The organism is Stappia sp. TSB10P1A, assembly GCF_900185725.1.
Lineage (GTDB): Bacteria > Pseudomonadota > Alphaproteobacteria > Rhizobiales > Stappiaceae > Stappia.
This window is the reverse complement of record NZ_FYAU01000051.1, coordinates 15,228-28,811: the sequence shown is the minus strand read 5'-3', so window position 1 is coordinate 28,811 and position 13,584 is coordinate 15,228. Positions and strand designations below refer to the sequence as shown.

The 13,584-nt window shown below is 66.7% G+C and carries 11 protein-coding genes; 7 read left to right on the top strand and 4 right to left on the bottom strand.

All coding sequences use genetic code 11. From position 1 onward, the window contains the following. Positions 1-5: 5 nt before the first annotated feature. From TSB10P1A_RS22870 to TSB10P1A_RS22845, 6 genes are all read left to right on the top strand, one after another. Complete coding sequence (locus tag TSB10P1A_RS22870) at positions 6-965, top strand: ABC transporter permease (protein ID WP_186390279.1); 960 nt, start codon at positions 6-8, stop codon at positions 963-965. 27 nt (positions 966-992) lie between these two features. Next, positions 993-1,979, top strand: coding sequence for an ABC transporter ATP-binding protein (locus tag TSB10P1A_RS22865; protein WP_186390278.1), 987 nt, complete (start codon positions 993-995; stop codon positions 1,977-1,979). After that, positions 1,976-3,004 carry an ABC transporter ATP-binding protein gene (locus TSB10P1A_RS22860; protein ID WP_186390277.1) on the top strand — a complete coding sequence of 343 codons (1,029 nt, stop codon included), beginning with the start codon at positions 1,976-1,978 and terminating at the stop codon, positions 3,002-3,004. Before TSB10P1A_RS22865 ends, TSB10P1A_RS22860 begins: the two co-directional genes overlap by 4 nt. Positions 3,005-3,107: 103 nt before the next feature. Then, the gene (locus TSB10P1A_RS22855) at positions 3,108-5,360 is read left to right on the top strand and encodes a cation-translocating P-type ATPase (protein ID WP_244293222.1); all 2,253 of its coding nucleotides are present in this window, start codon (positions 3,108-3,110) and stop codon (positions 5,358-5,360) included. A 73-nt stretch (positions 5,361-5,433) separates the two neighbouring features. Beyond that, positions 5,434-7,233 (top strand): IlvD/Edd family dehydratase, encoded by a 1,800-nt coding sequence (locus TSB10P1A_RS22850; RefSeq protein WP_186390276.1) that lies wholly within the window; start codon positions 5,434-5,436, stop codon positions 7,231-7,233. Between the two features lie 118 nt (positions 7,234-7,351). Continuing rightward, positions 7,352-7,633, top strand: coding sequence for an SCP2 sterol-binding domain-containing protein (locus TSB10P1A_RS22845; RefSeq protein ID WP_186390275.1), 282 nt, complete (start codon positions 7,352-7,354; stop codon positions 7,631-7,633). Positions 7,634-7,804: 171 nt separating this feature from the next. Here the strand turns inward: TSB10P1A_RS22845 and TSB10P1A_RS22840 are convergent, their stop codons facing one another. From TSB10P1A_RS22840 to TSB10P1A_RS22830, 3 genes are all read right to left on the bottom strand, one after another. Then, positions 7,805-9,412, bottom strand: coding sequence for a GMC family oxidoreductase (locus tag TSB10P1A_RS22840; protein ID WP_186390274.1), 1,608 nt, complete (start codon positions 9,410-9,412; stop codon positions 7,805-7,807). A 102-nt stretch (positions 9,413-9,514) separates the two neighbouring features. Continuing rightward, positions 9,515-10,234: a tellurite resistance TerB family protein gene (locus TSB10P1A_RS22835; RefSeq protein ID WP_186390273.1), complete on the bottom strand. Its 720-nt coding sequence runs from the start codon at positions 10,232-10,234 to the stop codon at positions 9,515-9,517. A gap of 114 nt (positions 10,235-10,348) precedes the next feature. Further along, entirely contained in the window at positions 10,349-10,813 is a 465-nt protein-coding gene (locus tag TSB10P1A_RS22830) for an Lrp/AsnC family transcriptional regulator (protein ID WP_186390272.1), read from the bottom strand. 136 nt (positions 10,814-10,949) lie between these two features. On the opposite strand from TSB10P1A_RS22830, the gene hppD reads away from it, so the two are divergent. Beyond that, complete coding sequence (hppD, locus tag TSB10P1A_RS22825; protein ID WP_186390271.1) at positions 10,950-12,062, top strand: 4-hydroxyphenylpyruvate dioxygenase; 1,113 nt, start codon at positions 10,950-10,952, stop codon at positions 12,060-12,062. 78 nt (positions 12,063-12,140) lie between these two features. Here hppD and TSB10P1A_RS22820 read toward each other — a convergent pair whose 3' ends face one another. Continuing rightward, on the bottom strand, positions 12,141-13,523 hold the full coding sequence (locus TSB10P1A_RS22820) for a trehalose-6-phosphate synthase (protein ID WP_186390270.1): 1,383 nt from the start codon (positions 13,521-13,523) through the stop codon (positions 12,141-12,143). Positions 13,524-13,584: the final 61 nt, after the last annotated feature.

Genomic DNA, 13,584 nt, shown 5'->3' with positions numbered 1-13,584 from the left:
CGACGATGACCACCGTCACCGACAAGACGCCGGACAGGCAAGAGCCGGCCGCTCCCGGCCGGATCGCCCGCGTCCTCGACAGCGACATCTTCCACTCCTTCTGGCGGTCGAAGGTGACCGTGCTGTCGGCGTTCATCACGCTTCTTTTCATCATCGGTGCCGCCTTCGCTCCCTGGCTTGCTCCGCACAATCCCTTCGACCTTGCCACCATCTCGATTCTCGATGCGCGGCTGCCGCCGATCGGCATGGAGTATCATGATCCGAGCTATCTGCTCGGCACCGACGACCAGGGCCGCGACGTCTTTTCCGGCATCCTTTACGGTGCCCGCATCTCGCTCGCCGTCGGTTTCCTGTCGGTATTCTTCGCCGCCGTCGTCGGCGTGTTGCTCGGCCTGATCGCCGGCTATGTCGGCGGCAAGGTCGATGCCATCATTATGCGCATCGCCGAAGTCCAGCTCACCTTCCCCGCCATCCTGATCGCCCTGCTGGTCGACGGCGTCGCCCGCGCCCTCGTCGGCAATCTCGACCGGGAACGCTATGCCTTCTGGATCCTGGTCTTTTCGATCGCGCTGTCCTTCTGGGTGCAGTTCGCCCGCACCGTGCGCGGCTCGACGCTGGTGGAGCGCAACAAGGAATACGTCCAGGCCGCAAGGCTGATCGGCATCCCGCCCTTCCTGATCATGATCCGCCACGTGCTGCCCAACGTCATCGGGCCGGTGCTGGTGATCGCGACGATCAACCTGGGTCTTGCGGTCATTACCGAGGCGACGCTGTCTTTCCTCGGCGTCGGCATTCCGCCCACCCAGCCCTCGCTGGGGACGCTGGTGCGCATCGGCAACGATTTCCTGTTCTCGGGCGAATGGTGGATCGCCATGTTCCCCGGCTGCGCGCTCGCCATCCTGGTGCTGGCGGTGAACCTGCTCGGCGACTGGTTGCGCGATGCCTTGAACCCGAAGCTGCGCTGACATCAACACGGACGAAGACGGCGGATCATGACCGGACAACCCCTCCTTTCCGTGAAAGACCTCAGGGTCGAATTCCCGTCCCGCCGCGGCGTGCTGACGGCGATCGACGGCATCTCCTTCGACCTGCGCGAAGGCGAGGTGCTGGGCGTCGTCGGCGAATCCGGCGCGGGCAAGTCGCTCACCGGAACCGCGGTGATCGGCCTGCTCGAGCCGCCTGGCCGCATCGCCGGCGGCGAGATCCGCCTGAAGGGCGAGCGTATCGACAATCTGCCGCCGGCGGCGATGCGAAAGCTGCGCGGCAAGCGCATCGGCATGGTGTTCCAGGACCCGCTGACCAGCCTCAATCCGCTCTTCACCATCGGCGACCAGATCATCGAGACGATCATGACGCATCTGCCGGTCTCCGAGCGGCAGGCGCGGGACCGGGCAGTGGCGCTGCTGGAGGAAGTCGGAATCCCGGCGGCCGGACAGCGCCTGTCCGCCTATCCGCACCAGTTCTCCGGCGGCATGCGCCAGCGCGTCGTGATCGCCCTTGCCCTGTGCGCCGAGCCGGAACTGGTGATCGCGGACGAGCCGACCACCGCTCTCGACGTGTCGGTGCAGTCGCAGATCATCCGCCTGTTGCAGCGCGTCTGCCGCGATCACGGCACGGCGGTGATGCTGATCACCCACGACATGGGCGTCATCGCCGAGACCGCCGACCGGGTGGCGGTGATGTATTCCGGCCGCATTGCCGAGATCGGGCCGGTCAGGGACGTCATCAAGTCGCCGAGCCACCCGTACACGATCGGCCTGATGGGCGCGATTCCCTCGCTCACCGGCGATCACGACCGGCTGACGCAGATCCCAGGTTCGATGCCGCGGCTCGATTCCATTCCCACCGGCTGCGCCTTCAACCCGCGCTGCGCGCTGACCATGGACCGCTGCCGGGTGGAGCGGCCTGACCTCATTCCGGCCGGCGAAAGCCAGGCCGCCTGCTGGAAACTGCTCGAGAGCGAAGAGGCAAGCCGATGAGCACAGCCGCGCAGCCCGCCGTGGCGGACACGGGTCCCGTCGTCGAGGTCCGCTCCCTGTCGCGCACCTTCGATGTCTCCAAGCCCTGGCTGAACCGGGTGCTGGAGCGCTCGCCCAGGGCCTTTCTGAAAGCCGCGCAGGATATCTCCTTCTCCATCTCCAAGGGCGAGACATTCGCGCTCGTCGGCGAATCCGGATCGGGCAAGTCGACGGTCGCGAAGATGGTGGTGGGCCTTCTGGAGGCGAGCGCTGGCGAGATCCGCATCGACGGCGTCGACATGCGGTCCCGCCACCAGGCGGGGCAGGAGATGCGCGAGTTGCGGCGGCGCATCCAGATGATCTTCCAGGACCCCTATGCCAGCCTCAACCCGCGCTGGCGCGTCGACCGGATCATCGCCGAGCCGATCCGCGCCTTCCGCCTGGAAAGCTCCGAGGACGCGATTGCGGCCCGCGTCGGCGAACTTCTCGAGCTGGTGCGCCTGCATCCGCGCGACGGCGCCAAGTATCCGCACGAGTTTTCCGGCGGGCAACGCCAGCGCATCTGTATCGCCCGCGCGCTCGCCTCGAAGCCGGAGTTCCTCGTCTGCGACGAGCCGACCTCGGCGCTGGACGTCTCCGTGCAGGCGCAGATCCTCAACCTGATGCGCGACCTGCAGGACGAGTTCGGACTGACCTACCTGTTCATCAGTCACGATCTCGCCGTCGTTCGCCACATGGCCAGGCGCATCGGCGTCATGTATCTCGGCCGCCTGGTCGAGGTGGCGGAGAGCCGGGAGCTCTTCCGCAATCCGCGCCACCCCTACACCCGGATGCTGCTGGCCGCGATCCCGGACCTGGAGATGACGGGCACGCCCCGGCGCCCGGTGGAAGGCGAGATTCCCAACCCGATCAATCCGCCGAGCGGCTGCGCCTTCCATCCCCGCTGCCCTTTGGCCAATGACCGCTGCAAGCGGGATCTGCCGCTGTTGCGGGAGATCGGCAGTACCGGCGTGGCATGCCATGCGGTCGAGGAAGGGCGCACCTGACGCCCCCTTGACCTTCCAGCGACCGGAAGGCCTATACCCGGTGTCGAGATCATCGGCGCCGCCGCCCTCCCAGCGGCCGGGCGCCCGCAACGGAGACACGCGGATGACCCAGGCCGCCCCCGACATCGCCCCGATGGCCGCCGCGCCGGCGACCGACGCCCGTGCCCTTGTCCATCTCGACATCGGCGGCATGACCTGCGCCGCCTGCTCCGCGCGCGTCGAGAAGGTGCTGCGGCGCAAGCCCGGCATCCTGCGCGCCTCGGTCAACCTGCCGCTCGAAACCGCGGTGATCGAGACGGATGGCAGCGTGTCCACCGGCGACATCGTCTCCGCCATCGAGGCGACGGGCTATTCAGCCAGCGAGCGCTCGACCGGCTGGCAGGACGAGAAGCGCCGGCAGGACGAGACCGACGCCCGCACCCGCCGCGACGAACGGCGCACCCTGCTGCTTCTGGTCTTCTCCGCGCTGATGTCCGCCCCCATGGTCGCCTCGATGGCGGCAGCCCCCTTCGGCATGATGCTGATGCCACCGGCCTGGGCTCAGGCGATCCTGGCCGGTTTTGTGCAGGTCCTTGTCGGCCGCCGCTTCTATGTCGGGGCGTGGAAAGCCCTTGCCGGCGGCGGTGCGAATATGGACGTCCTGGTGGTTCTGGGCACCACAGCCGCCTATGGCTACAGCCTGATCCTGACCGTGCTGGCCTGGCCGCAGGAACCCGGCCATCTCTATTTCGAGGCCTCGGCGGTCATCCTGACCCTGATCCTGTTCGGCAAGCTGCTGGAGATGCGCGCCAAGCGCACGACCACCGCCGCCATCCGTGCTTTGAGCGAGCTGAAGCCCCAGGTCGCCCATCTTGTTTCCGGCCAGGACATCGAAACCGTTGCCGTCGAGAGCCTGTTTCCCGGCGACACCATCCTCGTGCGCCCGGGGGAACGCGTGCCTGTCGACGGGACGGTCCGCGAGGGAGCAAGCGAGGTGGACGAGGCGTTGCTGACCGGTGAAAGCCTGCCGGTGGCGAAGACGCCCGGCGACCAGGTGATCGGCGGCACGATCAACGGGTCCGGCGCGCTCACCGTGGAAGTGACCGCCGTCGCCGGCGACAGCAAACTCGCGGCGATCATTCGCCTCGTCGAGAACGCGCAGAGCTCCAAGGCCCCCGTCCAGAAGCTGGTGGACCAGGTGTCGGCGGTGTTCGTGCCGATCGTCGTCGTCGTGGCGCTCGCAACCTTCGCCGCCTGGTGGTTCTCGGGCGCGGGGCTTGACGCAACCATCGGCGCCACCGTGGCGGTTCTTGTGATCGCATGCCCCTGCGCGCTCGGCCTTGCCACGCCGACGGCGCTGGTCGCCGGCACCGGAGCGGCGGCCCGCGCCGGCATCCTGATCCGCGACATCGAGGCGCTGGAGACCGCGCACTCCGTCGACACCGTCGTCTTCGACAAGACCGGAACCCTGACCCGCGGCACTCCGGCCGTCACCGACATTCGCCCCTTCGACGGCAATCCGGATCGACTGCTGCTGATCGCCGCCAGCGCCCAGTTGCCGAGCGAGCATCCTTTGGCCGGGGCCATCGTCGCGGCCGCCCGCGAGCGCGGCCTCCAGCTTGCGCGTCCCGGACAGTTCCGCGCCATCGCGGGCCAGGGAATCGTCGCAGACATTGCCGGCGAACAGGTCCTCATCGGCAATCGCCGGCTGCTCGAGACCCACGCGGTCGACACCTTCCTCGTGCAGCAGATCTTCCGGGAGTTCGAGGCCCAGGGAAAGACCTGCGCCGGCATTGCCGTTGCCGGCCGGGCGGTCGGCGTGATCGCCATGGCCGACACCCTGCGTGCCGAGACGCCGACCGCGCTGCGCCGGCTCGCCGACATGAAGATCGAAACGGTGATGCTCACCGGCGACACGGAAGCCGTTGCAAAAGCGGTCGCGGCGGAAGCCGGTATCGCCCGGGTCATTGCCGGCGTGGCTCCCGAAGGCAAGGCCGAGACGGTCGCCGAACTGACGGGCAAGGGCCGCACCGTCGCCATGGTCGGCGACGGTGTCAACGACGCCCCCGCCCTTGCCGCAGCCAGCGTCGGCATCGCCATGGGCAGCGGCACGGAAGTGGCGATGGAAACCGCCGGCGTCACCTTGATGCGCGCCCGCCCGGATCTCGTCGCCGACGCCATCGACATCTCGCGTGCCACGGTTCGCAAGATCCGCCAGAACCTGTTCTGGGCCTTCATCTACAATGTCGTCGGCATTCCGCTGGCAGCGTTCGGCCTGCTCACGCCGGCGCTGGCCGGTGCGGCGATGGCCCTGTCCTCGGTCTCGGTGGTGACCAATGCCGCGCTGTTGCGCCGCTGGCGGGCGAAAGACGGCTGAAAACATCGGGCTCGGCATTGATCCGGCGATTATTGTATTACAAATAGGTAGCCACACGCCACCGGAGACCGGCATGAGAACCAGAGATCCCAAGACCCTTCGTTCCCGCGCCTGGTTCGACAATCCGGACGATCCGGGCATGACGGCGCTCTATATCGAGCGCTACCTGAACTACGGGCTGACGCGGGAGGAATTGCAGTCCGGCAAGCCGATCATCGGAATTGCCCAGACGGGATCCGACCTGTCGCCCTGCAACCGCCACCACATCGAACTGGCCAAGCGGGTGCGCGAGGGCATCCGCGAGGCCGGCGGCATCTGTTTCGAGTTTCCAGTTCACCCGATCCAGGAGACCGGCAAGCGGCCGACCGCCTCGCTCGACCGCAACCTCGCCTATCTCGGCCTGGTGGAACTGCTTTACGGCTATCCGATCGACGGCGTGGTACTGACCATCGGCTGCGACAAGACCACGCCCGCCTGCCTGATGGCCGCGGCGACCGTCAACATTCCGGCCATCGCGCTGTCGGTCGGGCCGATGCTCAATGGCTGGCACCGGGGCGAGCGGACCGGCTCCGGCACCATCGTCTGGAAAGCGCGAGAGATGCTGGCGGCCGGCGAGATCGACTATGCCGGCTTCATGGACCTCGTCGCCTCCTCGGCCCCCTCCGTCGGCTACTGCAACACGATGGGCACGGCGACGACGATGAACTCGCTGGCCGAGGCCCTCGGCATGCAGCTTCCCGGCGGGGCGGCCATTCCCGCCACCTATCGCGAGCGCGCACAACTCGCCTACCAGACGGGCCTCAGGATCGTCGACATGGTCTGGGAGGACCTGAAGCCCGCCGACATCATGACCCGCGAAGCCTTCGAGAACGCCATCGTCGTCAACTCGGCCATCGGCGGCTCGACCAACGCGCCGATCCACCTGAACGCCATTGCCCGGCATCTCGGCGTGCCGCTCGACAATGACGACTGGCAGCGGCTCGGCCACGACGTTCCGCTGATCGTCAACATGCAGCCGGCCGGCGAGTATCTCGGCGAGGATTATCACCATGCCGGCGGCGTGCCGGCGGTCATCGGCGAGTTGATGAAGGCGAACCGCCTGCCACACCCGCAGACGCTGACCGTCAACGGCAAGAGCCTCGGCGACAACTGCCGTGAGGCGGAGAACCTCGATACGCGGGTCATCCGGCCGGTAAGCGATCCGCTGATCGACAAGGCGGGCTTCCTGAACCTGAAGGGCAACCTCTTCGACAGCGCGATCATGAAGACCAGCGTGATCTCGAAGGAGTTCCGCGACCGCTATCTCTCCAATCCCGACGACCCCGACGCCTTTGAGGGCCGCGCCATCGTCTTCGAGGGACCCGAGGACTATCACCGCCGCATCGACGATCCGGACCTTCAGATCGACGAGCATTGCCTGCTGTTCATCCGCGGCACCGGCCCGATCGGCTATCCGGGCGGCGCCGAGGTGGTGAACATGCAGCCGCCCGCAGCCCTCATCAAGCGCGGCATCCACGCGATGCCCTGCATCGGCGACGGGCGGCAATCGGGCACCTCCGGTTCGGCCTCGATCCTCAATGCCTCGCCGGAAGCGGCGGCCGGCGGCGGCCTCGCGTTGCTGAAAACCGGCGACCGCGTGCGCATCGACCTGCGCAAATGCACCGCCGATATCCTCATCGACGAGACGGAACTGGAGCGGCGACGGGCGGAGCTTGCCGCATCTGGCGGCTTTGCCTTTCCCGAGCACCAGACCCCCTGGCAGGAGATCCAGCGCGGCATCGTCGACCAGTTCGACAGGGGCATGGTCCTGAAGCCGGCCGTCAATTATCGTGACATCGCCGCCACCAAGGGGCTGCCGCGCGACAACCACTGAACGATCGGACCGCTCGGCGGCAGCGGAGAGGTTCCAGTCTCTCGTTACATCTTGACGATTACGTAAGCGTCATGCTTGTGTGCAGGCACCGGACGAACCGTCGACAGGAGGATACAGCATGACGATGGACGAACTGACGCAGACCATTCGCGGCAAGGTGGCCGGCGGCGGCATTTCCGACAGCGTGAAGTTCAACTGCGGCGATGCCGGGGTGATTTATGTGGAGGGGGCGAGCGTCTCCAACGAGGACAAGGACGCCGATTGCACGATCTCGATCTCGCAGGCCAATCTCGCCGAGCTGCTTGCCGGCAACCTCAATCCGACCACCGCCTTCATGACCGGCAAGATCAAGGTTGCCGGCGACATGGGCGTCGCCATGAAGCTCGGCAGCATCGTCTGAAGCAGCCGCACACGGGGGCGAGAGCAGATCTCGCCCCCGCGCAAAAGACCCTGGCGATAGGGCATCGTCGGGGTCTTTGCGTTTGAGGCTTGGCTCTGCTCCTGCAGCGCAAGCGAACCATCGACACCGCCCCCTCCACGGACGCGGGGCAACAGGCCAGAACGTCGAGGCTCAGGCGCGCCGGTCCGCGCGGATCATCTCCGCCGCCTTCTCGGCGATCATCATCGTCGGCACCGCCGTGTTGCCCGAGGTGATCGCCGGCATGACGGAGGCATCGGCAACGCGAACGCCGGCAACGGCCCGCAACCGCAACCGCCCATCGACGACCGACGCCTCATCCGCGCCCATCCGGCAGGTGCCGACCGGATGGAAGATCGTCGTGCCGATATCGCCCGCCGCCCGCGCCAGGTCCTCGTCGCTGCGCACCAGCGGACCCGGCAGATGCTCGACAGGCGAGAACCGGGCCATGGCATCCGTCGCCATGATACGCCGCGTCAGCCGGATGCTGTCGGCAGCAACCTTGCGATCGCCGGCCGTGGACAGGTAGTTCGGGCGGATCTCGGGATGTGCCAGCGGATCCCGGCTTGCAACATGCACGCTGCCCCGGCTTTCGGGGCGCAGATTGCACACGCTCAAGGTGATCGCCGGGAAGGGGTGCAGCGGCTCACCGAACCTGTCCAGCGACAGCGGCTGCACGTGATACTCGATGTTCGCAGTCTCGAAAGACGGATCGGAACGGGCAAACACGCCGAGCTGCGACGGGGCCATCGACATCGGCCCGGAACGCGACAGCGCGTATTGCATCGCGATCCTCGCCTTGCCGAACAGGCTGGAGGCGAGCTGGTTCAGCGTGACCGCCCCGCTGACCTTGAAGATCGTGCGGATCTGCAGATGATCTTGCAGGTTGTTGCCCACCTGACGGCTTTCGGCGATCACATTGATGCCCTGGCGGGCAAGCACGTCCGGATCGCCGATGCCGGAGAGTTCGAGGATCTGCGGTGACCCGATGGCCCCGGCCGACAGCACCAGCTCGCCCGCAACGCGGGCATGCGCCGGAGTGCCGTCGACAGTGAGCTCGACACCGCTCACCCGCCCGTCGGAGGTCACCAGCCGGGTCACCTGCGCGCCCGTGACGATCCGCAGGTTCTGCCGGTCGGCCACGGGCTTGAGAAATCCCTTTGCCGCCGTCCAGCGGATGCCGCCGCGCTGCGTCACCTGAAAGTAGGAGGAGCCGAAATTGTCTCCCCGGTTGAAGTCGTCGATCTTCGGAATGCCGACTTCCTCGCAGGCATCGCGCACCGCATCGAGAATCGCCCAGGACAGGCGCTGCTCCTCGACCCGGCATTCGCCGCCCCGGCCATGCATGTCGTCGGACAGTTGATAATGGTCCTCGGCACGCCGGAACAGCGGCAGGACATCGTCCCAGCCCCAGCCCTCCAGCCCCATCTGGCGCCAGCCGTCATAGTCGCGCGCCTGGCCGCGCATGTAGATCATGCCGTTGATTGCCGAGCAGCCGCCGAGCACGCGGCCGCGCGGATAGGCGAGCGAACGGCCGTTGAGGCCGGGCTCCGGCGCGGTCTTGAAGCCCCAGTCGGTCCGGGGATTGCCCATGCAGTAGAGATAGCCGACGGGAATGTGGATCCAGACGTAATCGTCCTTGCCGCCAGCTTCCAGCAGCAGGACCTTGACCTGCGGATCGGCCGAAAGGCGGTTTGCCAGCACACATCCGGCCGACCCCGCGCCGACGACCACGTAGTCCCATTCCCCCAGGTCGCGCATGGTTCCTCCCTGCCTAGCCCCGTGGAGCGGAACGATGCCCGCTGCCGCAAGCGAAGGCAAGGCGGGAACACCCACCCGGGAGAGAAGAAGACGCCGGCCGTGTCAGGACGCGCCGTTCACCTCCGCAACGGCCCTGTCGACCTCTTCGGCAAGGCCAGGCTCCAGTCCGAGGCGAGCGGCAAGCATCTGCAGATAGGCACGCTCCGCCGGATGATCCGGATCGATGGCAAGCCGCGAAGCGGCATAGATCTCCAGCGCGGCCTCCGGGCTCCTCGCACCCCTGACCACCCGCTCGATGTCGAGCGGCGCCCGCAACTCGTCCATCACGAAAGCCTTGGCCTCGCTGTCGAGGGCCAGCGTATCCAGCTTGTCGAAGATCCTGCGCTGCTCCTCCGCATCGATATGCCCGTCCGCTTTCGCCGCCGCGATCATCGCCGTCAGCAGAACCAGGGCGAAGTCCTGCTCCCCGCCGGGCTGATTGGTCGGCGAGAACGGAGACTCGTCCGGCGGCGGCAGCACCGGCGCCGGCGTCGCGCCCTCTCCCCGATAGTCGCGATAGGCCTTGTAGGCGAGGCCCGCCACCAGCGCCATGCCGCCATAGGTCAGCGCCGTCTTGCCGAGCTTGCGACCGCCCTTGGTACCGAGCAGAAGCCCCGCGAGGCCGCCGGCCAGTGCCCCGCGGGCAAGGCTGCCCGAGTTGGACCGCAGATACTCCTGGCCGCGCCGAAGAAGGTCGTCCGGCCCGCCGCCGCCTTGCCCGCCTCCCGAAGTTCCGGCCGTCGGCCCCAGAAACTCCTCCAGCAGTTTGCGCGCATCGAACATGGTCGCCTTCACTCCTCGGTCAGCGGGTCTCTTCGGGCAGTTTCGTGCGGATCGCCGTGCCCTGTCTGCAGATGGGAAGGCGCCGAGCCGGCCGCAAGCGGCGGAGTTCGCCCGTCACGCGAAAGGCAGACGATTGTCGTCCTTCAAAGTCTCCATGGCGATGGACGAGCGGACATTGCGCACCGCGTCATGCGGCAGCAGCTCGTCATTGATGAAACGCGAGAGGGCGGCCAGATCCGCCACCACGACCTTCAACATGTAGTCCATGTCGCCCGTCAGCACATGCGCCTCCTGGACCTCCGGCAGAGCTCGTACCAGGTCGCGAAAGCGGCGGGCGTTCTGCCGGCTGTGCGCATTGAGTGCGACGCCGACGAAGGCAACGACGCTGAAGCCGACCGCGGCCGCGTCGACATCGGCCCGGTAGCGGCGGATGACGCCCGCCTCTTCCAGCCTTTGCCGCCGCCGGGAGACCTGCGAGGCCGACAGGCCGATCCGCTCGCCCAGTTGCTGGTTGGTGACCGATGCATCGTCCTGCAGGCTTGCGAGCAGGCGAATGTCGAAAGAGTCCAGATCCGTCAACCTGTGCAACCTCCATCGCTATCATGCATGTTTCATGCATAGATAGATCATATGCCACCCAAAATGCACGCACCTTGCATCAATCCGGCCGCATACTGTGCGAAGCTTGCAAGACCGTGTTCCAGAGGAGGACAACATGGGACCGTTTCCGCACGACGCTCCGCCCGCCCGGATCGACGAAAACAACCCGGCCGGCACGGACGGCTTCGAGTTCGTCGAATTTTCCCATCCCGAGCCGGACAAGCTCGACGCCCTGTTCCGCCGCATGGGCTACATGCCCGTGGCCCGGCACAAGAGCAAGGCGATCACCCTCTACCGTCAGGGCGACATCACCTATGTGCTGAATGCGGAGCCCAGCTCGCACGCGATGCGCTTCGTCGAGGAGCACGGCCCCTGCGCCCCCTCGATGGCCTGGCGTGTGGTCGACGCCCGTCATGCGTTCGAGCATGCGGTGAGCAAGGGCGCGATGCCCTATCTCGGCGACGACAAGGCGCTCAATGTCCCGGCCATCGTCGGCATCGGCGGCTCGCTGCTCTATTTCATCGAGACCTATGGCGCCAAGGGCTCGGCCTATGACGACGAGTTCGAGTGGCTGGGCGAGCGCGATCCGCGCCCGGCAGGCGTCGGCTTCTACTATCTCGACCACCTGACCCACAATGTCTATCGCGGCAACATGGACAAGTGGTGGGACTTCTACCGCGACCTGTTCGGCTTCAAGCAGATCCACTTCTTCGACATCGACGGCCGCATCACCGGCCTTGTCAGCCGCGCGATCACCTCGCCCTGCGGCAAGATCCGCATCCCGCTCAACGAATCGAAGGACGAGACCAGCCAGATCGCCGAGTACCTGCGCAAGTACAAGGGCGAAGGCATCCAGCACATCGCGGTCGGCACGGACAATATCTACGACGCCACCGACCGCTTGTCGGACAACGGCCTCAAATTCATGCCCGGCCCGCCCGACACCTATTACGAGATGTCGCGCGACCGTGTGCACGGTCATGACGAGCCGATCGAACGGATGAAAAAGCACGGCATCCTGATCGACGGTGAAGGCGTGGTGAACGGCGGCATGACCAAGATCCTGCTGCAGATCTTCTCCAAGACCGTCATCGGGCCGATCTTCTTCGAGTTTATCCAGCGCAAGGGCGACGAGGGCTTCGGCGAGGGCAACTTCCGTGCCCTGTTCGAGTCGATCGAGGAGGATCAGATCCGCCGCGGCGTGATCAAGGTCGACGCGGCCGAGTGACGATGGCCTGATCCGCGAGGGGTTCTGGGAGAGCGGCAGGCCCGCTCCCCTTTCCCGCTTCGGTCAAGCCTTGCGCCGTCAGATGGTCGCACGGCGGCGCAAGGTCTCCAGGAACGAGCCGGCCCAGGCCGCCGCATCGTGTTGGCAGATGCGCTCATAGAGCGCCTGCCAGCGCGAGCGGCGCTCCTCCAGCGGCATGTTGAGCGCCGTCTGCAGGCTCGATGCCACCCCTTCCGCCGAATGCGGATTGACGATCAGCGCCTCCGGCATGTCCTCCGCCGCCCCCGCGAAGCGCGACAGCACCACCACGCCCGGATCCTCCGCCCGCTGCGCCGCGACATACTCCTTGGCCACCAGGTTCATGCCGTCCCGCAGCGGCGTCACCAGCGCGACGCGGCTCGCGCGATAGATCCCGGCGAGCGCCCGCCGGGTGAAGGACCGGGTCATGTAGCGGATCGGCGTCCAGTCGACATCGGCGAAACGCCCGTTGATGTTCCCCGTCAACTCCTCGAGCTCGCGGCGGATTTCCGCATAGGCGTCCAGTTCGGCGCGGGACGGCGGCGCCACCTGCATCAGGCTCACCCTGCCCCGGTTCTCTGGATAGTCCTCAAGCAAGCGACCGAAGGCGCGAAACCGCTCCGGCAGGCCCTTGGAATAATCGATCCGGTCGACACCGATGATCTGCTGGCGCCCCGCCAGCAGCTTCTCCATGCGCGCGGTGTTGCGCCGCGCTTCCGGCGTCGTCGCCTGCCGGGCAAAGCCGGCCGCATCGATGCCGATGGGAAAGGCGCGGGCGATCACCGTGCCGCCGCCGACCTCCAGCGCGCCCCCGTCACGTTCGACGGCTCCAAGCTCTTCCACCGCGAAGCGGCGGAAATTGGCAGCATCCCTTCGCGTCTGGAAGCCGATCACGTCATAGGCCAGCATTCGCCGCACCAGCCTTTCTGCGTTGGGCAGGCCAGCCAGAATTTCCGGGGCCGGGAAGGGAATGTGCAGGAAGAACCCGATCGGATTGCCGATATCCATCGCCCGCAGCTCCGCCGCGAAGGGCAGGAAATGGTAGTCATGCACCCAGATGATGTCGTCGGCCTGAAGCAGCGGACGCAGACGCGTCGCGAAGCGCTCGTTGACCCGCCGATAGCCGTCCTCGAAACGTCGGTCGAAAACCGCAAGGTCGAGGCGATAATGCAGCACCGGCCAGAGCGTGCGATTGGCATAGCCGGCATAGAACTCGTCGTAATCGGCCTGGGCCATGTCGACCGTCGCCATCGCCACCTTGCGCGTGCCGCCGCCCTCTTTGAGGGTGCCGAAGGTTCCCTCCTCGGAGATCTCGCCGCTCCAGCCGAACCACAGTCCCCCCGTCTCGCTCAGGGCATCGACCAGCGCCACCGCCAGACCGCCAGCCCGGCCGGTATCCTTGAGCGGACCGACACGGTTGGAAACGACGACGAGTCTGGACATTGGGTTCTCCGTGGTGTTGCGCGGCGAGTGCCTCGGCGCCGAGCGGCGAAAGCGCCCGGAC

Coding starts and splice junctions, on each gene's coding strand:
- TSB10P1A_RS22870 (WP_186390279.1), top strand. CDS start 6: ATGACCACCGTCACCGACAAGACGCCGGACAGGCAAGAGCCGGCCGCT.
- TSB10P1A_RS22865 (WP_186390278.1), top strand. CDS start 993: ATGACCGGACAACCCCTCCTTTCCGTGAAAGACCTCAGGGTCGAATTC.
- TSB10P1A_RS22860 (WP_186390277.1), top strand. CDS start 1,976: ATGAGCACAGCCGCGCAGCCCGCCGTGGCGGACACGGGTCCCGTCGTC.
- TSB10P1A_RS22855 (WP_244293222.1), top strand. CDS start 3,108: ATGACCCAGGCCGCCCCCGACATCGCCCCGATGGCCGCCGCGCCGGCG.
- TSB10P1A_RS22850 (WP_186390276.1), top strand. CDS start 5,434: ATGAGAACCAGAGATCCCAAGACCCTTCGTTCCCGCGCCTGGTTCGAC.
- TSB10P1A_RS22845 (WP_186390275.1), top strand. CDS start 7,352: ATGACGATGGACGAACTGACGCAGACCATTCGCGGCAAGGTGGCCGGC.
- TSB10P1A_RS22840 (WP_186390274.1), bottom strand. CDS start 9,412: ATGCGCGACCTGGGGGAATGGGACTACGTGGTCGTCGGCGCGGGGTCG.
- TSB10P1A_RS22835 (WP_186390273.1), bottom strand. CDS start 10,234: ATGTTCGATGCGCGCAAACTGCTGGAGGAGTTTCTGGGGCCGACGGCC.
- hppD (WP_186390271.1), top strand. CDS start 10,950: ATGGGACCGTTTCCGCACGACGCTCCGCCCGCCCGGATCGACGAAAAC.
- TSB10P1A_RS22820 (WP_186390270.1), bottom strand. CDS start 13,523: ATGTCCAGACTCGTCGTCGTTTCCAACCGTGTCGGTCCGCTCAAGGAT.